Raw genomic sequence first — 23,235 nt, forward strand, 5'->3', positions numbered from 1 at the left:
CCCCTTGCGGGAGAAGGGGCAGGGGAAGAGGGAGACGGTCATTACTTTCATGATTTGGGGTGTCTCCACGTGTCATGACCGTTAATGTGAAAGTCGCGCAAGCGACTCACGAACCTCCCTTCTCCCCCTGCGGGAGAAGGGCCGGGAGAAGAGGGGGACGGTCATGACTTTCATCATCCGGGGTATCTCGACTGTCATGACCGTTCGTCGGGATAGTCCGGCACGGCACCAGGAGAAGCAAGATGTCGTCACGAATTCCAGATACCCGCCCCGATCCAGACGCGCTACTGGTCGCTATCGCCGACTACGTCCTGGACTACAAGATCGAGTCCAGTAGCGCCTTCAATACCGCCCGCTATTGCCTGGTCGATGCCCTCGGCTGCGGACTCGAAGCGCTCGCCTACCCGGCCTGCAGCAAGCTGCTCGGAGCGGTCGTCCCAGGCACGATGGTCCCGCATGGCGCACGCGTCCCGGGTACCTCGTTCCAGCTTGACCCGATCCAGGCGGCCTTCAACATCGGCACGATGATTCGCTGGCTGGACTTTAACGATACCTGGCTGGCGGCCGAATGGGGCCATCCCTCGGATAACCTCGGCGGCATTCTGGCGACTGCCGACTGGTTGTCGCGGACTCGTCTTGCCAACGGCCAGGCGCCGCTGCAGATGCGCCAGGTGCTCGAAGCCATGATCAAGGCTTACGAGATTCAGGGTGTGCTGGCGCTGGAGAACAGCTTCAATCGCGTCGGTCTGGATCACGTGCTGCTGGTCAAGGTGGCCACCGCGGCCGTATGCACCTGGCTGCTGGGTGGCGGGCGGGCGCAGATCATCAACGCCGTCTCGCAGGCTTTCGTCGATGGCCAGCCGCTGCGCACCTATCGGCACGCACCGAACACCGGTTCGCGCAAGTCCTGGGCTGCCGGCGATGCGACCGCGCGTGGCGTCATGCTGGCCTTGTTTTCGGTGAAGGGTGAAATGGGTTATCCGAGTGCGCTGACGGCCAGGACCTGGGGTTTCCAGGAGGCACTGTTCAAGGGACAAGCCTTGCGTGTGCCACGACCGTACGGCAGCTACGTGATCGAGAACGTCCTCTTCAAGATCAGTTTTCCCGCCGAGTTTCACGCCCAGACGGCGGTCGAATGTGCGGTGGACTTGCACCCGCAGGTGCTGGAAGCGCTCGCCGGCATCGACAAGGTCGTCATTCGCACGCACGAATCGGCGCTGCGCATCATCGACAAGAAAGGGCCGCTGCATAATCCCGCGGATCGTGATCATTGCCTGCAGTACATGGTTGCCTATGCGCTCATCAACGGCGAACTCAGCGCTGACGCGTACGAGGACGAAGCCGCGGCAGACCCGCGCATTGACGCCTTGCGCGCCAAAATCGAGGTCGTCGAAGACGCACGCTTCTCGGCGGACTATCTGAATCCCGAGAAGCGTTCGATTGCCAACGCGTTACAGATCTTCTTTAGCGATGGCAGTCAGACAGACGAACTGCTCTGCGAATATCCTCTGGGCCACCGTCGTCGGCGTGCGGAGGGTATTCCGGTGCTGCTCGATAAGTTCAGGAAGCATCTGGCACGCCGATTCAGCCCCGAGCAGCAGGCTGTCATCCTCGAGTCGTCGCTCGACGTACGCGGGCTGGGGACGCTGGCGGTGAACGATTACGTCGATCACTATGTGCTGTAGTCCTGTAGTCCTGTAGTCCTGTAGTCCTGTAGTCCTGTCGTCGTGGCGGTGCGTGCGCGCGCTGCTTCGGGGAAGCGGGCCGCCGCGCAGTCGGGAGAAATGAAGATGAGAGGGAATTTTGGCGCCATCGCGCTGATCATGATCGGTGGACTGGCTCTGGCCAGCAACCTGGGCCTGTTTGACGCCGATCTGGGGCAATTGCTGCGTACCTGGTGGCCTTTGCTGCTGATCATCCTGGGCGTTGGAATGTTTCTGGCGCCCGGCACCGAGCAGCGGAGAAAAGGTGATTAGGCGGGCCGCTCGGTGATCGCCGCGCTGTTTGGCCGCTGGCGCAGCCGAGGCAAGCGCACGACCGCGCTGGAAGCCTTGCCCTGCATTCCGGTCGTGGCGCAGCGCGTGCTCACCCTGCCTGGCCCGGAAGAGTTTCGCGAGAAGCTACTGGCCCTGATTGCTGCTGCTCGTGAGCGAATTCTGATCAGCACGCTGTATCTCCAGGATGATGACGCGGGCCGGGAAGTGCTTTCGGCCCTCTATGCCGCCAAGGCCACATGGCCGGTGCTGCAGATCGCGATCTTTGTCGATTGGCACCGCGCCCAGCGCGGTCTGATCGGCAAGGCACGGAGTGCCGGCAATGCTGCTCTTTATTCGGAGATGGCTGGCCGCCTCGGGCCGGGCGTGCCGATCTACGGCGTACCGGTGCAAAAGCGCGAACTCATGGGGGTGATGCACCTGAAGGGTTTCGTCATCGACGACACTGTTCTTTACAGCGGTGCCAGTATCAACGACATCTACTTGCATCGCCATCAGCGTTATCGGCTGGATCGCTATCATCTGATCGATAGTCGCCAAGTCGCGGACAGTCTCGCCGGACTGATGATTGAAGTGCTGCGGCCGGATCCGGCCGTGGGCGCGCTGGATGCCGCGCACAGGCCAAAGACCTCGTCGCTGCACCGCGCGATTGGCGATTTGCGGCGAACTCTTGCGCACAGCAGCTACCTCACCGCTGCCGCTTCTGTCCCTGCTTCGGCGCCCACTTGCGAGCCTGTTTTCGCGCCGATCGGCGCTGGCCAGGTCGGCATCACGCCCTTGCTTGGCCTGGGCACGCGGGGCAACGCGCTGAATGCAGTGGTGCTGCAGTTGATCGAGCGCGCCGAGCGACGCCTGGTGCTGTTTACGCCCTATTTCAATCTCCCGCGCCCGGTACGACGGGCGATCGACGAGAAAATTCGGCAGCGCTGCCAGGTGACCATCGTCGTTGGGGACAAGACGGCCAACGACTACTACATCCCCGTTGACGAGCCCTTCTCGACGATCGGTGCGCTGCCCTACCTCTATGAGGCCAATCTGCGTCGCTTCTGCAAGGCGCACCAGAAGGCAGTCGATCAGGGCATTCTCGACCTGTACCTCTGGCGTCATGACGGGCACAGCTTTCACCTAAAGGGTCTGCTGGTCGATGACGATTACGCGCTGCTCACGGGCAGCAACATCAACCCGCGGGCGTGGCGCCTTGACCTCGAGAACGGGCTGCTGATTCACGACCCGCAGCACTGTCTGCGCGAGCAGCACGAAGCGGAACTCGCGCGCATCCTGGCGCACGCACAGCGACTGGCTCACCACCGCGCCCTCGACGCTGTCGATAGCTACCCGGCGCCGGTCCAGCGCCTGCTCAAGCGCCTGGCTCGTACGCGTACCGATCACCTGGTGAACCAACTCCTCTGATCGACCGCGCAGCTGCCAAGGGCGCCGCACGGCCGACCAGCCGCGCTGCAAAAAAGCGAGGCGAAAAAAAAAGCAGGGCCGTAGCCCTGCTTTTCGTACGCGCGGTGGATCGTTTACTGCTTGGCGGACTTCACGTCGGCATCGACACCGAAGCCCATGGTGTAGCCCATCGAGACGTGATGGAAACGACCGGTGGCATGGTCGGCGTGGACGGCGACGCCGAAGGGTACGGCCTTGCCTTCGGCCAGAGCACCCGACAGCTTGCGGGTGAAAGTCACCGTGTAGGTATCGCCGGACTTGCCGCCTTCAACCTGCACATTGGCGGTACCGCCTTCCATGTTGCGCTTGTCGGTCACCGAGCCATCGACGGCTTTGGCGCCCGCGGCACTTTTCCACTGCATCAACTCGTAGGCACCAGTCCGCGTGTACTTGGTCTTCTTGTCGTCGCCTTCTGGCATCGTGCGTGCGTCACCGTGACAGGTTGCCCAGCAGCCGACCTGGTCACCCTTGGGAACCTCGGCGTTGGCGAACATGACCGCCACCTTGACTTCATTTTCCTTGTCGACGGGGTCGAAAGCGCCGGCCGGTGCCTTGAAGCTTACCCGTACATAGGCGTTTTCCTTGTCATACGCCGACTGGATGGTGACCGGGAAACTCATCGTTTTCGGTGCACCCTTGGGCTCGAGTTCCTTGCTCGCCAGACGCTTCATGTCGAAGTTGAGGCCGCCTTTTTCTTCGTGGCAACCGACGCAGCTTTCACCTTTGTTGATGCCGGTACGCCCGCTGTGGTCCGACTTCTTCATCACCCATTCGACTGGCGTTACGCCAGCGTGGAAAACCTGAACGGTGCGCTTGGGAACCTTGCTCCAGTCAGGGGCAGCCGCCTGTGCCAACTGCGAACCGAAGGCCAGCAAGGCACCGAACAGGGCCAGGGAAACGGTCGTTTTTTTTCATTTCACACTCCATTCAGGATTGATACGGTTATCACTGCGCAAGGCTGGCAGAGTATTGCTGCCTGCCCCGTCGCAGATAAGGTCGACTGTAGCTTGCTTCGGCTGCCGCGACTAGAAGGTGGCGTCCCCTTCCTCTTCTTCCTCTTCCGGCATGTTCTTCGGCTTGCTGTGCGCGATGCCCTTGTGGCAGTCGATGCAGGTCTGTTTGTCGTCCTGGCCGATTTTGTGCATCTTGGACGCGCGTGCTTTCTGCTTTTCGATGTCCATCGCCGTGAACGAGTGGCAGTTACGGCACTCGCGCGAGTCGCTGGCTTTCATGCGCGCCCACTCGTTGGTCGCCAGTTGGAGACGCTTGGCTTCGAACTTCTCCGGAGTGTCGATCGTTCCCATGACCTTACCATAGAGTTCGCGGCTGGCCTGGACTTTGCGAATCATCTTGTGCGTCCAGTCCTTGGGAACGTGGCAGTCGGAACAGTAAGCGCGCACACCGGTACGGTTGCTGTAGTGGATGGTCTTCTTGTATTCCTGATAGACGTTGTCCTTCATCTCGTGACAGCCGATGCAGAACTCGAGGGTGTTGGTGGCTTCCATGGCGGTGTTGAAACCACCCCAGAAGAACACGCCGGAGACGAAGCCGGCCGTAAGCAGCGTCAGTAGCGAGTACTTGATGCTTGGACGTTTGAGTGTTGCCCAGAATCCTGAGCTGTTATCTGACACGATACTTCCCTCCCCTTATGCTTTTCCGCGAAACGCCTTTTGGCCAGCGCCAAGGCTGCCGAGAGTCTAGCGGAGGAGGGCGCGCCGGCGGTTTGATCTAGGTTAACAAACCGGGAAATCGCGCCACCAGGCGCCCTTTACTGGCCTTGGCGACCTGAGGAGGGCTCAGGGTTGCACCTGGTCAATCAGCAGGCGCAGGCCCTGGCTGCCGGGTTTGACGCCGCTGAGCGTGCCGAACAGGTCACCGCTCGAACTCTGCGCCTTGCCGGCCTTGGCGACCCGTGCCTCGATGCTGACAGTCTTGAAATCGGAGAGCTTCTTGCCGCCGGCAAGGGCCATCGAGTCGTCGAAGCGGAAGCGCAGCGGCAGGTCGCCAACCCTTGCGCGGGTCGCGGCGAGCGGCATACGCGGACCTTCGTCGGGGCGCGCAAAGACGAACAGCACGTCGTCCGGACTGGCCTGGCCAGCGACTTCGCCGCTCAGCGTCACTTCGCCGCTGACTGCGCTGCCGTTGGCAACGGCGGTCTGGCCGGCGGGCGCAGCCGCCGCACCCTGCGCGGCGATCGCGCGCGCCCGTTCGACGGCTGCTGCGAGTGCCTTGGCCTCTTCCGAGCCGGGTTCGATTTGTGCCAACAAGCGTGCCCAGTAGTCGGCGGCAAGGGCGAACTGCTGTCGGTCGCTGGCGGCGGCGCCGGCCAGCAGCAAGGCCTGCGGTTCGTTGGGGTCGATCTTCAGCGCGCGTTCGACCAGTTCGGTCGGTTTGCCCTGCAGGTCCCCACCCTGGCTGCGGCTGAGGACCTCGGCATAATCGGCGAGCAGTTCCGGATTCTGGTCGACCAGCGCACCAGCCCGGCCATAGGCTTCGGCTGCCTGCGGAAAACGCTCCAGGACCTTGTAGGACCGCGCCAGCATAAGCCAGCCCTTGCTGTCGTCGGGGTTCTCCTTGAGCTTCTCGACCAGCCCCGCAACCATGCCCTCGATCTGTTGCGGAGTGATCCGCGCCTGTCGCTGCAGCGGATCGAGCGCTTGTTGATTACCCAGTAAAGCATAGCCGCCTGCCGCAGCCAGCGGCAGGACGACGAGCAAGGCCAGGGCCGTCTTGCGGCCCGGGCGGGTCTCGCTCGGTGCGCTTGCCGCTGGCTGAACTTCGTCGAGCAGGCGACGCTGCAACTCGTTCTGTGCCTGCTCGAAATCGGCTAAAGCAAGCGAGCCGTTCTCCCGCTCGCGCTCGAGTTCGGCGAGCTGGTCGCGAAAAATGGCCAGATTCGCTTCGCGGTGGTCAGCCCCTGTGGACGGTTTCGGCGCGCGCAGCAGCGGCGGCAACAGAATGGCAATAACGGCGACGATAAGCAGCGCCGCGAAAAGAATGAAACTGGTCATGAACGTCCTTGACGGGAGTCGTTGTCGTGTAGCAGCGCCTCGGCCTGGTGGTGCTCTGCGGCGCTTAGTGGCGAATCTGTGATGGCCCGGTCACGGCGGCGCAGGTAACGCAGTAGCGCCGCAAAGGCAAGGACGAAGAGCACGCCCGGCCCAAACCACAGCAATAGCGTCGTTCCCTTGAGTGGCGGCCGGTAGCGCACGAAGTCACCATAGCGGCTGACCATGAACTCCATGATCTCGTCGTCGCTCTTGCCGGCGTCGATCAGCGTGCGGATCTCGCGGCGCAGGTCGTTGGCCAATTCCGCGTGTGAGCCGGCCAGCGATTCGTTTTGGCAGACCAGGCAGCGCAGCTCCGTGGAAATCTCGAGCAGGCGTTTCTCGGTGACGGGGTTCTCGGCGAGCGGCTGCGCTTCGCCCGCGTATACGGCGCCAGCGCTGCCGCCGAGCAACGCGAAGAGCAGGGCGATCAGCAGTTGTCTCATTTCGAGAGCTCCGCAATCAGCGGCAGAATCTTGCTCGACAGGGACTCGGGAGTGATTGGGCCGGTGTGCTTCATGCGGATGATTCCCGCCTTGTCGATGACGTAGGTTTCGGGCACCCCATAGACGCCGTAGTCGATGCCGACGCGGCCGTCGATGTCCAGCGCGGAGAGCGTGTAGGGGTCGCCGTGTTGGCGGAGCCAGGCGTTGGCGCGCTCGATGGCCATGCCTTCTTCCTGGTCCGCGGGCACTTTGTCCATGTCGATCGCGCCGTCGCCGCGGACTTCCTTGTAGTTCAAGCCGACCAGCGGTGCGCTATGCCGTTTCGCCAGTTCGACCAGTAGCGGATGTTCCTGTCGGCAGGAGACGCACCACGAAGCCCAGACGTTCAGCAGCCAGACCTTGCCGAGCATGTCGCGGGGCGAGAACTGCTCTTCCGGCGCCTGCAGCCGCGGTAGCGAGAAGGCCGGTGCCGGCTTGCCGACCAGCGGCGAAGGCACGTCGCGGGGGTTGAGGGTGAGCCCGACGCCGAGCAGGACGACGAGAACGATGAAGCCGATCAGCGGCCAGAGAAACCGGTTCATGGCCTGTCCTCAGGCGTTTTGCGCGTTTTGAACCAGCGCCGTGGCGCCAGTCGCCGAGCTGGCTGCCGCAGCGCGCGCCTTGATTCGATAACGGCGGTCGCTCATCGCCAATAGCCCACCGAGAGCCATCAGCACGCAGCCGCCCCAGATCCAGTCGACAAAAGGCTTGTAATAGACGCGTACGGCCCACGCTGCTTCGGGTTTGGCCTTGTCGATCGGTTCGCCGAGCGAGACGTAGACGTCGCGCAGGATGCCGCTATCGATTGCCGCTTCGGTCATCGGCATTGATGAGGCGACATAGAAGCGTTTCTCCGGGAAGATCTTGCGAATCACCCGTTCGTCCTTGCGCAGATCGATGTCGCCGACCAGGGCCCGATAGTTGGGCCCCTGCTTTTCGCGCACACCGTTGAACACGAAGCTGTAACCGCCGACGCTGATCGTGTCGCCGAGTTCCATCTTGACGTCCTTCTCTTGCTCATAGGCGCTGACCATGGTCACCCCGACGATGAAGACCGAGATCCCGATGTGCGCCAGGTGCATCCCGAAGAAGCTGCGCGGTTGCCGGCTTGCGGTGCTCAGGAAGGAGCTCCCGGCGCGGGTCGACTGGACGCGTTCGACAATGCTCAGCAGGGAACTGAAAACGATCCAGCTGGCCAGCAGGAGGCTGAGCGCGACCAGCGGCTTCCACTCGCCGTGCAGGAAAGGCGCCGCGATACCGACCAGCGCCGCGGCCAGAAAAGCCCAGCGCAGGGTGCGCGCGAGTTCGCCGACGCTGGCGTGTTTCCAGCGCGCGAACGGCGCGACGCCCATCAGGAAGGCGGCCGGCAACATCAGCGGCACGAAGACGGCGTCGAAGTAGGGGGGGCCGACCGACAGCTTGCCGGCGCCGAGGGCGTCGATGAGCAGCGGATAAAGCGTGCCCAGGAGCACCGAAGCGCAGGCCACGACCAGCAGCACATTGTTGGTGAGCAGCAGCGATTCCCGCGAGAGCAGGCCGAAACGGCCGCCGAGACCGACCTTGGGCGCCCGCCAGGCAAACAGCGCCAGCGAGCCGCCGATGACCACCACCAGGAAAGCGAGAATGAAGACGCCGCGGCCCGGGTCGGTAGCGAAGGCGTGTACCGAAGTCAGGACTCCGGAGCGGACCAGGAAAGTGCCGAGCAGCGACAGCGAAAACGCCGAGATCGCCAGCAGTACCGTCCAGTTCTTGAAACTGCCGCGTTTTTCGGTGACCGCCAGCGAGTGCAGCAGCGCCGTGCCGACCAGCCAGGGCATGAAGGAGGCGTTCTCGACCGGATCCCAGAACCACCAGCCGCCCCAGCCGAGTTCGTAGTAGGCCCACCATGAGCCGAGCGCAATGCCCAGGGTCAGGAAAATCCATGCCGCGGTGGTCCATGGCCGTGACCAGCGTGCCCAGGCGGCGTCGAGCTGGCCCGAAAGCAGCGCGGCGATGGCGAAGGCGAAGGCCACCGAGAAGCCCACGTAGCCCATGTACAGCATCGGCGGATGAATGATCAGGCCGGGGTCCTGCAACAGCGGATTCAGGTCTCGCCCTTCCTCTGCGCCGGGCAGCAGGCGGTCGAAGGGATTCGAGGTGAGCAGGATGAAGAGCAGGAAGCCGGCGGTCACCAGACCGAGAACGCCGAGCACGCGCGCGACCATGTGCTCGGGAAGCTGCTGCGAGCGCACGGCGACGGCCAGCGCCCAGAGCACCAGCATCATCACCCACAGCAGCAGCGAGCCTTCGTGTCCGCCCCAGACTGCGGCAACGCGGTACTGCATGGGCAGCAGGGTGTTCGAATGCTGTACGACATAGAGTACCGAGAAGTCGTTTTGCACGAAGGCCGTGGTCAGGCAGCCAAAAGCGACCGCCAGCAGTAGCGCCTGCGCGACCGCCGCCGGCCGCGCCAGGGCGATCCATTGCTGCCGGCCAGTGTGCGCGCCGATCAGTGGCAGGGTGCCTTGCGCCAGGGCCACGCAAAGCGCGAGGATCAGTGCGAAGTTGCCGAGTTCAGGGATCATCAGTCTATTGTCCGAATGTGCGCACTATTGCTTGATGGTGGTCTGGCTGGCGGCTTCTACTGCCGCCTTGTTGGCCGCTGCCCGTTCGTGGGCGTCGCCGACTGCCTTCGCCGCTTCGGGCGGCATGTAGTTCTCGTCGTGCTTGGCGAGCACTTCCGAGGCGGTGAACAGACCGCCGTCGCCGAGCTTGCCCTGCGCGACGACGCCCTTGCCTTCGCGGAAGAGATCGGGGAGGATTCCCTGATAGGCGACCGTCATTTCCTTGTCCGTGTCGGTGACCACGAAACGCAGGGTGATGCCATCGGGCTGACGCTCCAGCGAGCCTTCCTTGACCATGCCACCGATGCGGAAGCTCTTACCGGTCGGGGCTTCGCCAGCGGCGACCTGAGTCGGTGAAAAGAAGAACACCAGATTGCTCTGGAAGGCATTGAGGACCAGCATGGCGGCAATGCCGAGAATGGCCAGGCCGCCGACGATCAAGGCGATGCGCTTGTGACGAGGTTTCAAGCTTTACTCCTGTGGGGTGTTGCGACGCGCTGCGACGTTTGCGTCGAGGCGCGGTTCTCCGCTTCCGCGCGCTCGGCACGGAACTGGCGTTTGAGGCGCGCGACCAGTGTCTTCCGACCGCGTACCAGCAGCATCGGTTCCGCAAGCATCAGCAGGGCCATCACCACCACCGAGCCCCACACGTAGAGACCGTGGTTGCCCATTGCCAGGAAGTCGGCAAAGCTGTTCCAGTGCATGTGCTTACTCCTTACCGTGAAAGTCGCGTACGCGGCTCACGAAGCTCCCTTCTCCCCCCGTGCGGGAGAAGGGTTGGGGAAGAGGGGAACGGTCGCGACTTTCATGGTCAGGAGCGTCTCGACATGTCGTGACCGTTGCCGCTGAGCAGCTCGCGCACCCAGTCGGTGTGTCGTTCGCGTTCGAGCATGATCGTGCGTACGCGCGTCAGGGCGATGGCGATGCTGTACATCCAGCAGGCCAGCGCGCAGAGCAGCATGCCCCAGAGCATCATGGCGGCCATGCTGGGGGCCTTGGTCAGGCTCACCGAAGCGCCCTGATGCAGGGTGTTCCACCACTTGACAGAGAAATAGATGATCGGAATGTTCACTACCCCGACCAGTGCCAGGATGGCGCCGGCCTTGTCGGCCCGGCGCGGGTCGTCGATGGCTGCCTGCAGGGCGATGAAGCCGATGTACAGGAAAAGGAGGATGAGCTCCGATGTCAGGCGCGCGTCCCACACCCACCAGGTGCCCCACATCGGCTTGCCCCACAGGGCGCCGGTCCATAGCGACAGGAAGGCGAAGAGGGCGCCGGTCGGCGCCAGCGCCGAGGCCATCATTCCCGAGAGGCGGATATTGAATGCCAGCCCGATACCGGCCCAGAAAGCCATGACCAGATAGATGAACATCGACAACCAGGACGCGGGCACGTGCAGGAAGATGATCCGATAGCCTTCGCCCTGCTGCGCGTCGGTTGGCGCGATGAGGAAGCCGATCGCCAGTCCGGCAATGCCGAACAGCGCAGCGAGCGCCCAGAACCAGGGGATCAACTTGCCGGCGAGTGGGTAGAAAGTCTGCGGACTGGCGTATTTGTACCAGTTGATTACTCTGTCAGTCATTTATTCCAGGGCAACTCTGAGAGCCGCGGCAGTGGGCCACGGCGCAAAAAACATGCCGCCCAGCGCGAGGGCGCCAAGCAGCGACAAATGGGCTTGCGGTCCCAGCCCGCTGAGCGTCGCATCGACCGCGCCAGCACCGAAGATCAGCACCGGAATGTACAGCGGCAAGACCAGCAGCGACAGTAGCACGCCGCCACCGCGTACGCCCAAGGTCAGCGCGGCGCCGATGGCGCCGATTCCGGACAGCGCCGGCGTGCCGACGAGCAGCGAAACGGTCAGCACCAGCAGCGCGTCCCTGCTCAGGTCGAACTGGATGCCCAGCACCGGGGCCAGGACGACCAGCGGCAGTCCGGCGACCAGCCAGTGGGCGATCACCTTGCCGAGCACGATCACGCCTAGCGGCTGCGGGGCCAGTGCCAGCTGTTCGAGCGTGCCGTCGCGGTGATCGTCGGCAAACAGCCGCGGCAGCGAAAGCATCGTCGCCAGCAGTGCGGCAACCCACAGCACCCCGGGCGCCATGCGCCGCAACTGGTCCGGTTCGGGTCCGACGCCGAGCGGAAAAAGGCTGACCACAATGATGAAAAAGAACATCGCCGCGACGATGTCGGCCTGGCGGCGCATGGCCAGGCGCAGGTCGCGGCCGATTACGGCGCGGAGCAATATTAGCATTTTCTTAACTACTGCGAGCGCTGCGTGGCATCGCTATCGCCAAGCCAGAGTTCACGTACCGCGCCTGCCGGCACGGTGACTGCCTGGTGAGTGGTCAGCACTGCCAGCCCACCGGCCTGCAAATGGGCGCCGATCAGTCCGGCGACGAGTTCGACGGCGACCGGGTCGAGCGCCACGTAGGGTTCGTCGAGGACCCATAGCGCACGCTTTTCGTTGACCAGGCGGGCCAGCGCAGCGCGCCGTTTCTGGCCTTGCGAAAGATAGCGGCAGGCCAGATCCTCGCGGCCGCGCAGACCGACCAGGGCCAGTGCGTCGAGCGCTGCGTCCTCGTCAAGCGCTTCCTGCGCCAGCCTGGCCGACGACAGCAGGTTCTCCAGCGGCGTCAGTTCTTCCTTGATCGCATTCTGGTGGCCGAGGTAGCACAGTTCGCTGCGAAACTCCTCGCCGAGCTTGCCGATCGGGCCGCCACGCCAGCGGATCTCGCCGCTGGCCGCCGGCGTCAGGGCGCAGAGCATGCGCAGCAGGCTGGTCTTGCCGGAGCCGTTTTTTCCCTGCACGTAGAGCATCTCGCCGCCATCAAGCCGAAAGCCGACGCCGGCGAAGAGGCTGCGCTCACCGCGTACGCATTCCAGATTCGAAGCTTCAAGCATGCAGAGGGAAATCCTGGAAAAAGGCGAGGGCCGGCGAGGCCGTATTGTGAAGGCGGCAGTTTAGCCGCGGATTGACCGAAATCAAAATCGATTCAAAGGCTTTTGCTATTGTCGGATGGGACTTTCCGGGAGGGTGACGGTGGAACAGGGTGTTCTGCAGCTGGCTCTGACGTGGAATGGCAGACAAATTCTTGCTGCCGGGGTCGCTTCTACGCGGCCAATGGCAGCGCGTGCACTGCGCGGCTTTTCGTTTGCGCGCGTTCTCGCGTTCTCGAATTCATTCCCTGCTTGTTCAGTCTTTGCCGCTTTGCGCAGGATGTCGCGGCGCGTCTGTGCTTGTCGGCCGCCGACTGCGGGTCGTACTTCGGCGATGACGGTTTTGCCGAACAAACCACATTCTCCGGTGAGGCGGCCGAAACCGGTGTGCTCGCCCGGCAGGCCTTGGCGCTCGAACCCTGTGTGCCCTTCGCGGTGACGGTCAAGGATGCATGAGATGTCGCTGGCCATGGGCGTTCTGCAGATTGTCGAAGAGGCCGCGTTTGAACAGCACTTCCAGCGCGTGAAAACCGTGTTCCTTGAAATCGGCGAACTCGCGGCCGTTGAACCGGAAGCGATGCGTTTCTGTTTCGAGGCCGTGATTCGCGGCACGCTGGCCGAGGGAGCTGTTCTGAAGGTGGTGGAAGTGGCTGGTGAAGGTTTATGTTTTAATTGCCATCAGACGGTGCCCCTTGCGGCCCGTTACGACCCCTGCCCAGCCTGCGGCGGTTACCCGGTTCAAGCAACCGGCGGGACCGAGATGCGGGTCAAGGAGCTGGAGGTCGAATAATAATGAGGAGACAGCAGATGTGTACCACTTGCGGTTGCGGTACCGGGGAGACTCGCGTTGCCGGTAGGGTAGTGCCCGGGCAGGAAGAGGTTCAGCAGGCAGCACGCGGACACGCGCCGCCGCGGTCAACGGCGCTGGGCGGTGGCGGCGCTCAGCGTCGTATGAGCTATGTTGCGCTGGCCGCTGACGGCGAGCACCGCGCACCGGCGCATGGCAGCACTGGCCACGCGCACCACGACGCGCACCCGCATGGCCACCTCCGCGCCGACGAAGAGGTGGCAGCAGAGGCAAGGACAGCCTCGCGGATGGTACAGATCGAGCGCGACATCCTGGCCAAGAACAACGCCTACGCGACGCAGAATCGGCGGCGTTTCGACGACCAGGGCATCTTCGCTCTGAATCTGGTGTCCAGTCCGGGTTCGGGAAAGACCAGCCTGCTATGCCGGACGATTGCGGCGCTGCACGCAAAACGGTCGAAACTGCCGATTGCGGTGATCGAGGGCGACCAGCAGAGCAGCCACGATGCCGAACGGATCCGCGCCAGCGGCGCGCCGGCGGTGCAGATCAACACCGGCAAGGGCTGTCATCTGGACGCGCACATGGTTGGCCACGCGGTGGACGAGTTGGCACCGGCCGATGATTCGCTGCTGCTTATCGAAAATGTCGGCAACCTCGTTTGCCCGGCGGCCTTTGATCTTGGCGAGGCACACAAGGTGGTCATCCTTTCAGTGACCGAGGGCGAAGACAAGCCGCTGAAATATTCCGGCATGTTCGCCGCCGCCTCGCTGATGTTGCTCAACAAGATCGATCTCCTGCCGCACGTCTCTTTCAGCGTCGAGCGAGCCATCGCTTACGCCAGGCAGATCAATCCGCAGTTGCAGGTGATCGAGGTTTCGGCGACCACCGGGGAGGGGCTGGAGCAGTGGCTGGCCTGGCTGATTGCTGGCTGCACGGCGCGGCAGGAGAAGAAACAGGGGACGATGGCCGCGCTGCGGCGCCGCATTGTCGAGCTTGAAGTGCAAGCCGCTGCTGCTGCCGGAGGCTGACATGACCGAGAACATGGTTTGCCAGAACATCCGCGTCAGCGGCGTTGTTCAGGGCGTCGGTTTTCGCCCCTTCGTCTGGCGTCTGGCTCGCGAGCTTGGCCTTGGCGGCTGGGTTCGCAACGACTCGCGCGGGGTCGAAATCGAGGTCTGCGGTGCGGCTGAGCAGGTGCAAAGTCTCATCACCCGACTGGAGCGCGAAGCGCCGCCACTGGCCCGAATCAGTGCCGTGGTCGCCCGTGATGCGGCGCCGGCAGCACACGATGGCCGGAACTTCGTGATCATTGACAGCCGCAGTGGCCGGGTGGGGACGATGATCGGGCACGATACGGCGGTCTGCCGTGATTGCCTGGCCGAGACCTTCGAACCCAGCAACCGGCGCTGGCGCTACGCTTTTTCCAACTGCACCAATTGTGGGCCGCGCTACACCATCAGCCGCGGCCTGCCCTACGACCGGGTACGTACCAGCCTCAAGCCTTTTGTCATGTGCCCGAAGTGCCAGCACGAATACCGCAAGCCCGAGGATCGGCGTTTTCACGCCGAGGCCAATTGCTGTCCAAAGTGTGGTCCGCAGCTGCGCCTGGTCGATGCCGAGGCGCAGCCGCTGCCGGGCGACCCGCTGGCCGCGACGCTGGCCCTGCTACGTGCTGGGAAGATTGTCGCCATCAAGGGTCTGGGCGGCTTTCATCTGGCTTGCGATGCCCGCAATGCCGTTGCCGTAGCGCTCCTGCGCGAGCGCAAGCAGCGTGACGAGAAGCCCTTCGTGGTCATGCTCGCCAACGCCGCTTCGGCCGCCAGGTTCGTGCAAATGGGAATCGGCGAGCCGGGATTGCTGACCCTGCCGACGCGTCCGGCGATCCTGATCAAGAAGCGCGGCAACTGCGACGCGGCCTTGCCCGGGGTGGCGCCAGGGCTGAGCTGGCTGGGGGTGATGCTGCCTTACACGCCGCTGCAATTCCTGCTCTTTCACGAAGCGGCAAATCGTCCGCCGGGCCTGGGATGGCTCGACAGGGCGCAGGATCTGGCCCTGGTGATGACCAGCGCCAACCCTGGCGGCGAGCCGCTGGTGGTCGGCAACAATGAAGCCCTGTTGCGCCTCTACGGCATTGCCGACGCTTTCCTGATGCATGATCGCGACATCGTCAGCCGTTGCGACGACAGCGTCGCGCGCATTACTAGTGGTGGCCTGCAGTTCATCCGGCGGGCACGTGGTTACACGCCGCGGGCGATCAAATTGCCTATTTCCGGTCCGTCGGTGCTGGCCGTTGGCGGCTGGTTCAAGAACACCATCTGTGTCACGCGTGGCAATGAGGCTTTCGTTTCGCAACATATTGGCGATCTCGACAACGCCGCGGTCTGCGATTTTCTCGAGGAGAACGTCGCGCAGATGGTGAAACTGCTGGGTGTCGAACCGGCGATCGTCGCACACGATCTGCATCCGGATTTTCACTCGACCCGCTTCGCCGCTGCCTTCGCCGAACAACGTTGCCTGCCGCTGCTCGGTGTACAACACCATCATGCGCATGCCGCGGCCGTTCTCGCTGAACACGGCATGCAGGGCAAAGCGCTGGCCTTGTCGCTGGACGGCGTCGGTGTCGGTACGGATGGTGCGGCCTGGGGTGGCGAATTATTGCGCGTCGATGGCGACAAGTTCGAGCGCCTGGGTTCTTTGGCACCGCTGGCGCTCCCGGGCGGTGACCGCGCCGCCAGCGAGCCCTGGCGAATGGCCGCCGCAGTACTGCATCGACTCGGCCGGGCGAACGAGATCGCCGAGCGCTTTCCCGGGCAGCAAGCGGCGCCGGCTGTGGCACAGATGCTGGCCGCCAATGTCAACTGTCCGCCGACATCGAGCATGGGGCGGATCTTCGATGCTGCTGCCGGTCTGCTCGGGATCAAGGCGGTGATGGCTTACGAAGGCCAGGCGGCGATGTTGCTCGAGGGCCTGGCGCAGCGCTACGGTGAGGTCCTGCCCCTGGATTTGGGCTGGAAGGTTTTCCAGGGGCGGCTCGATCTGCTGCCCTTGCTGGCCGCGCTGGCCGATGAAAAGAACCCCGAGCGCGGTGCTGCACTCTTTCACGCAACGCTGATTGCCGCGCTCGGCGATTGGCTGCGCGTGCTGGTTCCGGGTGAAGAAGCGGTGGTCGGCAGTGGCGGCTGTTTCCTCAACCAGGTGCTGGTTAGCGGTCTGCGCACGCGCTTGAGTGCGCAGGGGATGCGCCTCGTCGAAGCGCGCCAGGTGCCGCCCAACGACGGCGGCTTGAGCGTCGGTCAGGCGTGGGTTGCCTTGCAGCACCTGGCCGGTCGCTAGGGGGGCGCCGCCGATGTGTCTGGCCTTGCCTTGTCGGATCGTCGAGCTGCGTGCCGGTGAGCAGGCGCTGATCGACGTTGCCGGGGTTGGCAAGGAGATCTCGCTGGCGCTGGTCGAAGACGTGGCCGTCGGCGACTACGTCATCGTGCACGTCGGCTACGCGCTGACCCGGCTCGATCCCGAAGAAGCCGAAAAGACCCTGGCCTTGTTTGCCGAGTTGGGTGAAGCTGCGCGTTACCGTGAAAGTCGCGCAAGCGACTGACGAACCTCCCTTCTCCCCCCGCGGGAGAAGGGCCGGGAAAGAGGGGGGGCGGTCATGACTTTCATCATTTTGGCGTATCTCGGCATGTCATGACCGTCGGGAGGCAACACGAACGGTCGTCTGAGGGCCGAAAGAAGCGAGGGTAAAAGCGGAGGGGGTGCGCATGAAGGGGTCGCATGAAGGGCGCTCGGCCAGCAAAAGCGCCGGCCGATGAGGTTCATTGACGAATTTCGAGACGGTGAGCTGGGCCGCGGTCTGGCCGCGGCGATCAGGCAGGCGGCGCGCGCAGATCGCGGCTACTCGTTCATGGAGTTCTGCGGCGGGCACACGCACGCCATCGCCCGCTATGGGCTCTCTGATCTGCTGCCGCCCTCGGTGCGTCTGATTCATGGCCCCGGCTGTCCGGTCTGCGTGCTGCCGATCGGGCGCATCGACATGGCGATTCGCCTTGCCCTCGAGGCCGGTGTCACCCTCTGCAGCTACGGCGACCCGATGCGTGTGCCGGCCTCCGCTAGCCTGTCGCTGATCAAGGCGAAAGCCAAGCTGGGCCGGGGAGTGGGGAGTGTGGAGACTGCGGGGAGCACGGCTGCGGGCGGCGGGATTCGCATGATCTATTCGCCCGCCGACGCCCTGGCACTGGCGCAGCGACATCCCGAGCGGCAGGTGGTCTTTTTCGCCATCGGCTTCGAAACCACGACACCGCCGACCGCGCTGCTCATCAAGCAGGCGCAGGCGCTCGGCCTGCGCAATTTCTCGGTTCTCTGCTGCCACGTGCTGACGCCGTCGGCGATCGCCAGCATTCTCGAAGCGCCGGAAGTCCGCCGTTGGGGCACGCTGCCTCTCGACGGCTTCATCGGGCCGGCACACGTGTCGACGATCATCGGCACCCGCCCCTACGAATTCTTTGCCGAGGAGTACCGCAAGCCGGTGGTCATCGCCGGCTTCGAGCCCCTCGACGTGATGCAGGCGATCCTGATGCTTATCAAGCAGGTCAACGCCGGCCAGGCGCTGGTCGAGAACGAGTTCTCGCGCGCCGTCAGCCGCGACGGCAACCGCAAGGCGCAGCAACTGGTCTGCGAAGTCTTTGAATTGCGGCGCTCGTTTGCCTGGCGCGGCCTCGGCGAGCTGCCCTATAGCGCGCTGCGCATTCGCCAGGAGTTCGCGGAATTCGACGCCGAGCGCCGCTTCGCGGTGGCCTATCAGGCGGTCGAAGACCATCCGGCGTGCGAGTGCGGCGCCGTTTTGCGCGGCGTCAAGCGGCCTCAGGACTGCCGCATCTTCGGCAGCGTGTGTACCCCGGAAAACCCGGTCGGCGCGTGCATGGCGTCATCCGAAGGCGCCTGCGCCGCGCACTATTCCTTTGGCCGCTTTGTTGATGTCGCCGCGGTTTCTGAAACTCCTGGCTTCGTGGTGGCCCCATGAACGGCGTGCGCAAGGGCTACGTGCGGCCGCTCGACCTGCGCCACGGGGCGGTCGACATGACGCACGGCAGCGGTGGCCGGGCGATGGCACAGCTGATCGAGGAGCTGTTCGCCAAACATCTCGGCAACGACTTTCTCGGCCAGCGCAACGACGGCGCGGTGATGCCCATACCGCCGGGCCGGCTGGTGATGTCCACCGACGGGCACGTCGTTTCGCCGCTCTTCTTCCCCGGCGGCGACATTGGTTGCCTGTCGATCAATGGCACGATCAACGACGTCGCCGTCCTCGGTGCGACGCCGCTTTATCTCGCCGCTGGCTTCATCCTCGAAGAGGGCTTGCCGCTCGCCGACCTGGTGCGCATCGTCGAGTCGATGGCGCGCGCCGCCAGCGAGGCCGGGGTGCCGGTGGTCACCGGCGACACCAAAGTGGTTCAGAAAGGGGCCGGTGACGGCGTGTACATCACCACCACGGGCGTCGGCGTCGTGGCCGACGGCGAGGATTTCTCGGGCGACCGCGCGCGCGCCGGCGACCAGATCATCGTTTCCGGCAGCATTGGCGAGCACGGCATGGCGATCATGGCGCAGCGCGAGGGCCTCGGCTTCGCCGCATCCATCGTTTCCGACACCGCCGCGCTGCATGGCCTGATCGCCGCCATGCGCGCCAGTGGCGCGGCGATCCGCACGCTGCGCGACCCGACGCGCGGCGGCGTGGCGACGACGCTCAACGAGATCGCCCGCCAATCCGGCGTCGGCATGATGCTCCAGGAAAGTGCGCTGCCGGTGCAGGCCGAAGTTGCCGCGGCCTGCGAGTTTCTCGGTCTCGATCCGCTCTACGTGGCCAATGAAGGCAAGCTGCTGGCGATCGTCGCGCCGGAAGACACCGACCGGCTGCTGGCGGCGATGCGTGCCCATCCCCTCGGCCAGCGCGCGGCGCTGATCGGCAGGGTGCATGCCGACGCGCAGCATTTCGTGCAGATGACCACCGCTTTCGGCGGTCGGCGCATCGTCGACTGGCTGACCGGCGAGCAGTTGCCGCGCATCTGCTGAGCGGGGCACGGATGCGCATCCTGATCCTTTGCCATGCCTTCGACAGTCTCAGCCAGCGCCTGTACAGCGAACTGGCGGCGCGTGGTCATCGCTTGTCGGTCGAGTTCGACATCGCCGACTCGGTCGCCGAAGAAGCTGTGGCGCTGTTTCGCCCCGAGCTGATCGTCGCCCCCTACCTGCGCCGGCCGATCCCGGCGTCGATCTGGGAGCAGCACTGCTGCCTGATCGTGCATCCTGGCATCATCGGTGATCGTGGTCCATCAGCGCTCGACTGGGCGATCCAGGACGGCGAGCCGGCCTGGGGGGTGACCGTCCTGCAGGCGACTGGCGAACTCGACGCTGGCCCGATCTGGGCCAGCGAATACTTCCCGATGCGCGTCGCCAGGAAGTCCAGCCTCTACCGCCACGAGGTGACCGAGGCCGCGAGCTGCGCCGTGCTGCGCGCGGTCGAGCGTTTTGCTGCCGGAAATTTCGTGCCCACGCCGCTCGATCCTGCTGCTGCGGGCGTGCGCGGCCGGGCGCGCCCCCTGTTGCGCCAGGGCGATCGCGCCATCGACTGGCAGCGCGACGACAGTGCGACTATCCTGGCTCGGCTCAACGCCGCCGATGGTTTTCCCGGCGTCGCCGATCAGCTTTTCGGCGAGCCGTGCCGGCTGTTCGACGCCTGGCCCGAAGACAGGCTGCGTGGCGGTGCACCGGGTGAAGTGATCGCCTGGCGGGAAACGGCGATCCTGCGCGCGACGGTGGACGGCGCGCTGTGGATCGGGCATGTGCGCCGCGAGGAGGAGGGCAGCGCCAAAGCTGACGCCAAGCCTTTCAAACTGCCTGCCACGCAGGTTTTCGCCGCGCAACTGGCGGCTATCCCGGAAGCCCCGCTGGCCGGCACAAGCAGCAACTTCGCGGCGGCCGGCAGAACCTGGCAGGACATCCGCTACGAAGAGGCCGGGTCGGTCGGCTTCCTGCATTTCGACTTCTACAATGGCGCCATGAGCAGCCGCCAATGCCGGCGCCTGCTTTCTGCCTGGCAGTGGGCGCAGCGGCGGCCGGTCAGCGTCATCGTCCTGATGGGCGGCCGCGACTACTGGTCGAATGGCATCCATTTGCACAGCATCGAAGCCGCCGCATCGCCGGCCGACGAATCGTGGGCCAACATCAACGCCATCGACGACCTCGCCGAAGCGATCATTGCGAACGAAAAGCAGCTGACCATCGCCGCGCTGCAAGGCAATTGCGGCGCCGGTGGCTGCTTCCTGGCGCGCGCCGCCGATCTCGTCTGGGCACGTGCCGGCGTGTTGCTCAATCCGCACTACCGCAACATGGGCAACCTCTACGGCTCGGAGTACTGGACCTACCTGCTGCCGGCACGGGTGGGCATCGAAGCTGCGCAGGCGATCATGCACAATCGCCTGCCGATGAGCGCCACTGCCGGCGTCGCCGCCGGTTTCGTGGATGCCTGCCTGGCGGGCGATGCGGAAGCGTTTCGCGTTGACGTCGCGCGGCGTGCGGCCGAACTGGCTGCGGCTCCCGCGCTGGCCGCGCGCCTGCAGGCCAAGCGCGCGCAACGTCACGCCGATGAGGCGCTGCAGCCGCTGGCCAGCTATCGCGCCGCGGAACTCGCCCAGCTGCAACGCAATTTCTACGGCTTCGATCCCAGTTACCACGTTGCCCGCTACCATTTCGTGCACAAGACGCCGGCCTCGTGGACGCCACGCCATCTGGCGATTCATCGCGATCTCGGCTGGCGCGTGCCGTGGTGAGCACCACTCCGCAGCCGAAGCTGCCGACGGTACTGGTCGTCGCGTCGAGGCGAAAAGCCAGCGCGTCAAACGCGAGTTCGGTCTCGACGAACTGATCCGCAGCCCGGACAGCCCGCTCAATGGTGTCTGCGCGCTGATCGAAAAAAAATCGTCCCTTTCGACCTCTCGGTGCTGATCAGCGGTGAATCGGGCACCGGCAAGGAAATGCTGGCCCGCGCCATCCACTACTGCAGCCGGCGGGCCGACCAGGCTTTCGTCGCCGAGAACTGCGGCGCGCTTCCCGACCAGTTGCTTGTAGCCGAACTTTTCGGCTACAAGCGTGGCGCGTTTACTGGCGCCTACGAGTGTTCCCGGGGCGCTCGAACAGGCGCTGGTCGGGCTGCCGGTGGCTGAGTGTGAAAGTGCACTGCTCGCCGTGCAGCATGTCGTGCGCTCGTTCGAGCCGTGCATGGTGTGTGCACCGTGCATTAATCTGAAAGCCTATGCTGTGCATAGCTCCGTTCGCCACCGTTACGGCGTGCAATTGCTTTGGGTGTAAGCTGGCTGACGCCGCCCGATTATCCCGTTGCTTGATGGATGGGGTGACGAACACAAACGCGCTATGGCTGGCGAATTGCGCGCCTGGAAGGAACGCTTTGCCGAAGACAAGTCCTGATCGAGTATTAACCACGCACGAGGAGAAGGCGATGTTTGTCGCCCTGAGCCGTTTTGCCGTTGCCAACGCGATGGAGGAGGCGGTGCGCGCAGCTTTTGTCGCGCGTCCGCACCGGGTCGATGCGGTGGCCGGTTTCGTGCGCATGGAAGTGTTACTCCCGCAAGGCCATCCCGAAGAGTTCTGGCTGATGACCTGGGGGCTGGGCGAGGGTGCTTTCGACGCCTGGCATCACAGCCATGCCTACCATGATTCGCATGGCGGCATGCCCAAGGGATTGAAGCTGATTCCCGGTCGCACCGAGATCCGTCGCCGCCAGCGGATCGCCGAATGATCGGCCGCCGTTGCCACCAAACCAGGACAGCGGGATGACAACTAGTAGTTGTTACCACTGCGATGGCGAAACTCTCGAACGCTTCCTCGCCCTGCGCGACGAAGCAATTGCCCATGCCACGGCCGCAAGCCTGGCCGCCTGGCCAGACTTCTTCACCAGACGCGGTCCGCGGGCGCATGAAGCTTGCGCCGAGGACATCGCTTTTCACCTCGACTTCCTGCGGCCGGCGCTGGAGACTGGTGATTTGTCGTCGTTCACCGCTTATCTCGGCTGGTTGGCGCAAGTTCTTTCGTCGCGCGGCATTGCCGGCGATTCGCTGCCGCGCTCGCTCGACGACCTGGCGGCGTTCTTCGCCGGGCGATTGGCCGGCGCGGCTGCGCCGGTGGTCGCCGCGCTGACCGCCGCTCGGACGGCGCTGGATGGTGGCCTTCCGGCACCGTCCTACGACCGCCCTTGTCCCGACTCCTGGGAAGAAGCCGATCCCTTTCGCAAGGCCGTGCTCGCCGGCCAGCGGCGCGAAGCGTCGGCCCTGTTCAACCGTGCCCTCGACCGCCAGGGCTCGCTGCCGGCAGCTGAAATTCATGTCATCCAGCCGGCGCTCTACGAAGTTGGTCGCGGGTGGCAGCAGAACCGCGTGTCCGTGGCCCAGGAGCATCTCGCCACGGCGATGGCCCAAAGCTTGATGGCGCAGGGCTTCGCACGCGTCGAACCGGCCGCCGACAATGGCCGCAAGGCGCTCTTCGCGTGCCCGGCGGGGAATCGGCACAGTGTCGGTCTGCGGATGGTCGCCGACGCTTTCGAAATGTCGGGCTGGACGGTGCATTACCTCGGCGCCAACGTACCGCTGCCGGCCTTGATCGACCAGATCAAGCAGCTGCAGCCCGATCTGGTCGGCCTGTCGGCGTCACTGCCACAGCAGCTGCGCGGCCTGCGTGAAGCACTTGCCGCTCTACGCACGAGTTTTGCCGCCGGTGGTCCGCGCCTGGTGGTCGGCGGCCTGGTCTTCAACCAGTTTCCTCTACTCGCGCAGAGCGTCGGTGCCGAGTTGCTCGGCGAAGATGCGCTAGGCGCGGCAGCAGCGGCTAGTGCGCTGCCGAGCGCTTAGC

24 protein-coding genes and 2 pseudogenes are annotated in these 23,235 nt (G+C 64.4%); 15 read left to right on the forward strand and 11 right to left on the reverse strand.

The features are described from left to right. Nucleotides 1–242: 242 nt before the first annotated feature. The 3 genes from E4Q23_RS03240 (at nt 243) to pssA (ending at nt 3,404) form a co-directional block, all read left to right on the forward strand. Nucleotides 243–1,685 (forward strand): bifunctional 2-methylcitrate dehydratase/aconitate hydratase, encoded by a 1,443-nt coding sequence (locus tag E4Q23_RS03240; RefSeq protein WP_169065299.1) that lies wholly within the window; start codon nt 243–245, stop codon nt 1,683–1,685. A gap of 105 nt (nt 1,686–1,790) precedes the next feature. Beyond that, the gene (locus tag E4Q23_RS03245; protein WP_169065300.1) at nt 1,791–1,976 is read left to right on the forward strand and encodes a LiaI-LiaF-like domain-containing protein; all 186 of its coding nucleotides are present in this window, start codon (nt 1,791–1,793) and stop codon (nt 1,974–1,976) included. Nucleotides 1,977–1,988: 12 nt separating this feature from the next. Beyond that, nucleotides 1,989–3,404, forward strand: a complete 1,416-nt coding sequence (gene pssA / locus E4Q23_RS03250) for a CDP-diacylglycerol--serine O-phosphatidyltransferase (RefSeq protein ID WP_336511591.1) — start codon at nt 1,989–1,991, stop codon at nt 3,402–3,404. Between the two features lie 113 nt (nt 3,405–3,517). Here pssA and E4Q23_RS03255 read toward each other — a convergent pair whose 3' ends face one another. The 11 genes from E4Q23_RS03255 to ccmA form a co-directional block, all read right to left on the reverse strand. Then, nucleotides 3,518–4,318 (reverse strand): ethylbenzene dehydrogenase-related protein, encoded by an 801-nt coding sequence (locus E4Q23_RS03255; protein WP_248595214.1) that lies wholly within the window; start codon nt 4,316–4,318, stop codon nt 3,518–3,520. Nucleotides 4,319–4,468: 150 nt separating this feature from the next. Then, complete coding sequence (locus E4Q23_RS03260) at nt 4,469–5,074, reverse strand: NapC/NirT family cytochrome c (RefSeq protein WP_169065301.1); 606 nt, start codon at nt 5,072–5,074, stop codon at nt 4,469–4,471. 165 nt (nt 5,075–5,239) lie between these two features. Then, nucleotides 5,240–6,454 (reverse strand): c-type cytochrome biogenesis protein CcmI, encoded by a 1,215-nt coding sequence (ccmI, locus tag E4Q23_RS03265; RefSeq protein WP_169065302.1) that lies wholly within the window; start codon nt 6,452–6,454, stop codon nt 5,240–5,242. Beyond that, nucleotides 6,451–6,936, reverse strand: coding sequence for a cytochrome c-type biogenesis protein (locus tag E4Q23_RS03270; RefSeq protein WP_169065303.1), 486 nt, complete (start codon nt 6,934–6,936; stop codon nt 6,451–6,453). The genes ccmI and E4Q23_RS03270 overlap by 4 nt, the downstream gene beginning before the upstream one ends. Continuing rightward, nucleotides 6,933–7,517, reverse strand: coding sequence for a DsbE family thiol:disulfide interchange protein (locus E4Q23_RS03275; protein WP_169065304.1), 585 nt, complete (start codon nt 7,515–7,517; stop codon nt 6,933–6,935). The genes E4Q23_RS03270 and E4Q23_RS03275 overlap by 4 nt, the downstream gene beginning before the upstream one ends. Nucleotides 7,518–7,526: 9 nt before the next feature. Then, nucleotides 7,527–9,539, reverse strand: coding sequence for a heme lyase CcmF/NrfE family subunit (locus E4Q23_RS03280; RefSeq protein WP_169065305.1), 2,013 nt, complete (start codon nt 9,537–9,539; stop codon nt 7,527–7,529). Nucleotides 9,540–9,563: 24 nt separating this feature from the next. Then, nucleotides 9,564–10,046 carry a cytochrome c maturation protein CcmE gene (gene ccmE, locus E4Q23_RS03285; protein ID WP_169065306.1) on the reverse strand — a complete coding sequence of 161 codons (483 nt, stop codon included), beginning with the start codon at nt 10,044–10,046 and terminating at the stop codon, nt 9,564–9,566. Further along, nucleotides 10,043–10,282, reverse strand: coding sequence for a heme exporter protein CcmD (gene ccmD, locus E4Q23_RS03290; protein ID WP_169065307.1), 240 nt, complete (start codon nt 10,280–10,282; stop codon nt 10,043–10,045). Before ccmD ends, ccmE begins: the two co-directional genes overlap by 4 nt. A gap of 107 nt (nt 10,283–10,389) precedes the next feature. Continuing rightward, nucleotides 10,390–11,160 (reverse strand): heme ABC transporter permease CcmC, encoded by a 771-nt coding sequence (gene ccmC, locus E4Q23_RS03295; protein WP_169065308.1) that lies wholly within the window; start codon nt 11,158–11,160, stop codon nt 10,390–10,392. After that, nucleotides 11,161–11,829, reverse strand: coding sequence for a heme exporter protein CcmB (gene ccmB, locus E4Q23_RS03300; RefSeq protein WP_169065309.1), 669 nt, complete (start codon nt 11,827–11,829; stop codon nt 11,161–11,163). It lies immediately after the preceding gene. Between the two features lie 8 nt (nt 11,830–11,837). Beyond that, nucleotides 11,838–12,479, reverse strand: coding sequence for a cytochrome c biogenesis heme-transporting ATPase CcmA (gene ccmA, locus E4Q23_RS03305; RefSeq protein WP_169065310.1), 642 nt, complete (start codon nt 12,477–12,479; stop codon nt 11,838–11,840). 336 nt (nt 12,480–12,815) lie between these two features. Here ccmA and E4Q23_RS03310 point away from each other — a divergent pair, with 336 nt between their 5' ends. The 12 genes and pseudogenes from E4Q23_RS03310 to E4Q23_RS03365 all read left to right on the forward strand — a co-directional run bounded on the left by E4Q23_RS03310 (nt 12,816) and on the right by E4Q23_RS03365 (nt 23,234). Continuing rightward, entirely contained in the window at nt 12,816–12,971 is a 156-nt protein-coding gene (locus E4Q23_RS03310; RefSeq protein WP_169065311.1) for a hypothetical protein, read from the forward strand. After that, the gene (gene hypA / locus E4Q23_RS03315; protein ID WP_169065312.1) at nt 12,964–13,305 is read left to right on the forward strand and encodes a hydrogenase maturation nickel metallochaperone HypA; all 342 of its coding nucleotides are present in this window, start codon (nt 12,964–12,966) and stop codon (nt 13,303–13,305) included. The genes E4Q23_RS03310 and hypA overlap by 8 nt, the downstream gene beginning before the upstream one ends. A gap of 17 nt (nt 13,306–13,322) precedes the next feature. Further along, entirely contained in the window at nt 13,323–14,351 is a 1,029-nt protein-coding gene (gene hypB, locus E4Q23_RS03320; protein WP_169065313.1) for a hydrogenase nickel incorporation protein HypB, read from the forward strand. A 1-nt stretch (nt 14,352) separates the two neighbouring features. Continuing rightward, the gene (hypF, locus tag E4Q23_RS03325) at nt 14,353–16,656 is read left to right on the forward strand and encodes a carbamoyltransferase HypF (protein ID WP_169065314.1); all 2,304 of its coding nucleotides are present in this window, start codon (nt 14,353–14,355) and stop codon (nt 16,654–16,656) included. Nucleotides 16,657–16,669: 13 nt separating this feature from the next. Beyond that, complete coding sequence (locus E4Q23_RS03330) at nt 16,670–16,918, forward strand: HypC/HybG/HupF family hydrogenase formation chaperone (RefSeq protein WP_169065315.1); 249 nt, start codon at nt 16,670–16,672, stop codon at nt 16,916–16,918. A gap of 210 nt (nt 16,919–17,128) precedes the next feature. After that, the gene (gene hypD, locus E4Q23_RS03335) at nt 17,129–18,340 is read left to right on the forward strand and encodes a hydrogenase formation protein HypD (protein ID WP_169065316.1); all 1,212 of its coding nucleotides are present in this window, start codon (nt 17,129–17,131) and stop codon (nt 18,338–18,340) included. Beyond that, the gene (gene hypE, locus E4Q23_RS03340; RefSeq protein ID WP_169065317.1) at nt 18,337–19,386 is read left to right on the forward strand and encodes a hydrogenase expression/formation protein HypE; all 1,050 of its coding nucleotides are present in this window, start codon (nt 18,337–18,339) and stop codon (nt 19,384–19,386) included. Before hypD ends, hypE begins: the two co-directional genes overlap by 4 nt. 11 nt (nt 19,387–19,397) lie before the next feature. Further along, nucleotides 19,398–21,143, forward strand: coding sequence for a hydrogenase maturation protein (locus E4Q23_RS03345; RefSeq protein WP_169065318.1), 1,746 nt, complete (start codon nt 19,398–19,400; stop codon nt 21,141–21,143). A 168-nt stretch (nt 21,144–21,311) separates the two neighbouring features. After that, nucleotides 21,312–21,443: pseudogene (locus tag E4Q23_RS25090) on the forward strand (sigma 54-interacting transcriptional regulator); the annotation flags it as partial. Nucleotides 21,444–21,468: 25 nt separating this feature from the next. Continuing rightward, nucleotides 21,469–21,600, forward strand: a pseudogene (locus tag E4Q23_RS23525) (nickel-dependent hydrogenase large subunit); the annotation flags it as partial. 229 nt (nt 21,601–21,829) lie between these two features. Then, entirely contained in the window at nt 21,830–22,129 is a 300-nt protein-coding gene (locus tag E4Q23_RS03360; RefSeq protein WP_169065319.1) for an antibiotic biosynthesis monooxygenase family protein, read from the forward strand. Between the two features lie 34 nt (nt 22,130–22,163). Then, nucleotides 22,164–23,234 (forward strand): cobalamin B12-binding domain-containing protein, encoded by a 1,071-nt coding sequence (locus E4Q23_RS03365; protein WP_169065320.1) that lies wholly within the window; start codon nt 22,164–22,166, stop codon nt 23,232–23,234. Nucleotide 23,235: the final 1 nt, after the last annotated feature.

Source organism: Candidatus Accumulibacter phosphatis (genome assembly GCF_012939955.1).
Lineage (GTDB): Bacteria > Pseudomonadota > Gammaproteobacteria > Burkholderiales > Rhodocyclaceae > Accumulibacter > Accumulibacter delftensis.

Excerpts from the sequence above, each read along its gene's own strand:
- E4Q23_RS03240 (WP_169065299.1), top strand. The coding sequence starts at position 243 with ATGTCGTCACGAATTCCAGATACCCGCCCCGATCCAGACGCGCTACTG.
- E4Q23_RS03245 (WP_169065300.1), top strand. The coding sequence starts at position 1,791 with ATGAGAGGGAATTTTGGCGCCATCGCGCTGATCATGATCGGTGGACTG.
- ccmI (WP_169065302.1), bottom strand. The coding sequence starts at position 6,454 with ATGACCAGTTTCATTCTTTTCGCGGCGCTGCTTATCGTCGCCGTTATT.
- E4Q23_RS03270 (WP_169065303.1), bottom strand. The coding sequence starts at position 6,936 with ATGAGACAACTGCTGATCGCCCTGCTCTTCGCGTTGCTCGGCGGCAGC.
- E4Q23_RS03275 (WP_169065304.1), bottom strand. The coding sequence starts at position 7,517 with ATGAACCGGTTTCTCTGGCCGCTGATCGGCTTCATCGTTCTCGTCGTC.
- E4Q23_RS03280 (WP_169065305.1), bottom strand. The coding sequence starts at position 9,539 with ATGATCCCTGAACTCGGCAACTTCGCACTGATCCTCGCGCTTTGCGTG.
- ccmD (WP_169065307.1), bottom strand. The coding sequence starts at position 10,282 with ATGCACTGGAACAGCTTTGCCGACTTCCTGGCAATGGGCAACCACGGT.
- ccmC (WP_169065308.1), bottom strand. The coding sequence starts at position 11,160 with ATGACTGACAGAGTAATCAACTGGTACAAATACGCCAGTCCGCAGACT.
- ccmB (WP_169065309.1), bottom strand. The coding sequence starts at position 11,829 with ATGCTAATATTGCTCCGCGCCGTAATCGGCCGCGACCTGCGCCTGGCC.
- ccmA (WP_169065310.1), bottom strand. The coding sequence starts at position 12,479 with ATGCTTGAAGCTTCGAATCTGGAATGCGTACGCGGTGAGCGCAGCCTC.
- hypA (WP_169065312.1), top strand. The coding sequence starts at position 12,964 with ATGCATGAGATGTCGCTGGCCATGGGCGTTCTGCAGATTGTCGAAGAG.
- hypB (WP_169065313.1), top strand. The coding sequence starts at position 13,323 with ATGTGTACCACTTGCGGTTGCGGTACCGGGGAGACTCGCGTTGCCGGT.
- hypF (WP_169065314.1), top strand. The coding sequence starts at position 14,353 with ATGACCGAGAACATGGTTTGCCAGAACATCCGCGTCAGCGGCGTTGTT.
- E4Q23_RS03330 (WP_169065315.1), top strand. The coding sequence starts at position 16,670 with ATGTGTCTGGCCTTGCCTTGTCGGATCGTCGAGCTGCGTGCCGGTGAG.
- hypD (WP_169065316.1), top strand. The coding sequence starts at position 17,129 with ATGAGGTTCATTGACGAATTTCGAGACGGTGAGCTGGGCCGCGGTCTG.
- hypE (WP_169065317.1), top strand. The coding sequence starts at position 18,337 with ATGAACGGCGTGCGCAAGGGCTACGTGCGGCCGCTCGACCTGCGCCAC.
- E4Q23_RS03345 (WP_169065318.1), top strand. The coding sequence starts at position 19,398 with ATGCGCATCCTGATCCTTTGCCATGCCTTCGACAGTCTCAGCCAGCGC.
- E4Q23_RS03360 (WP_169065319.1), top strand. The coding sequence starts at position 21,830 with ATGTTTGTCGCCCTGAGCCGTTTTGCCGTTGCCAACGCGATGGAGGAG.
- E4Q23_RS03365 (WP_169065320.1), top strand. The coding sequence starts at position 22,164 with ATGACAACTAGTAGTTGTTACCACTGCGATGGCGAAACTCTCGAACGC.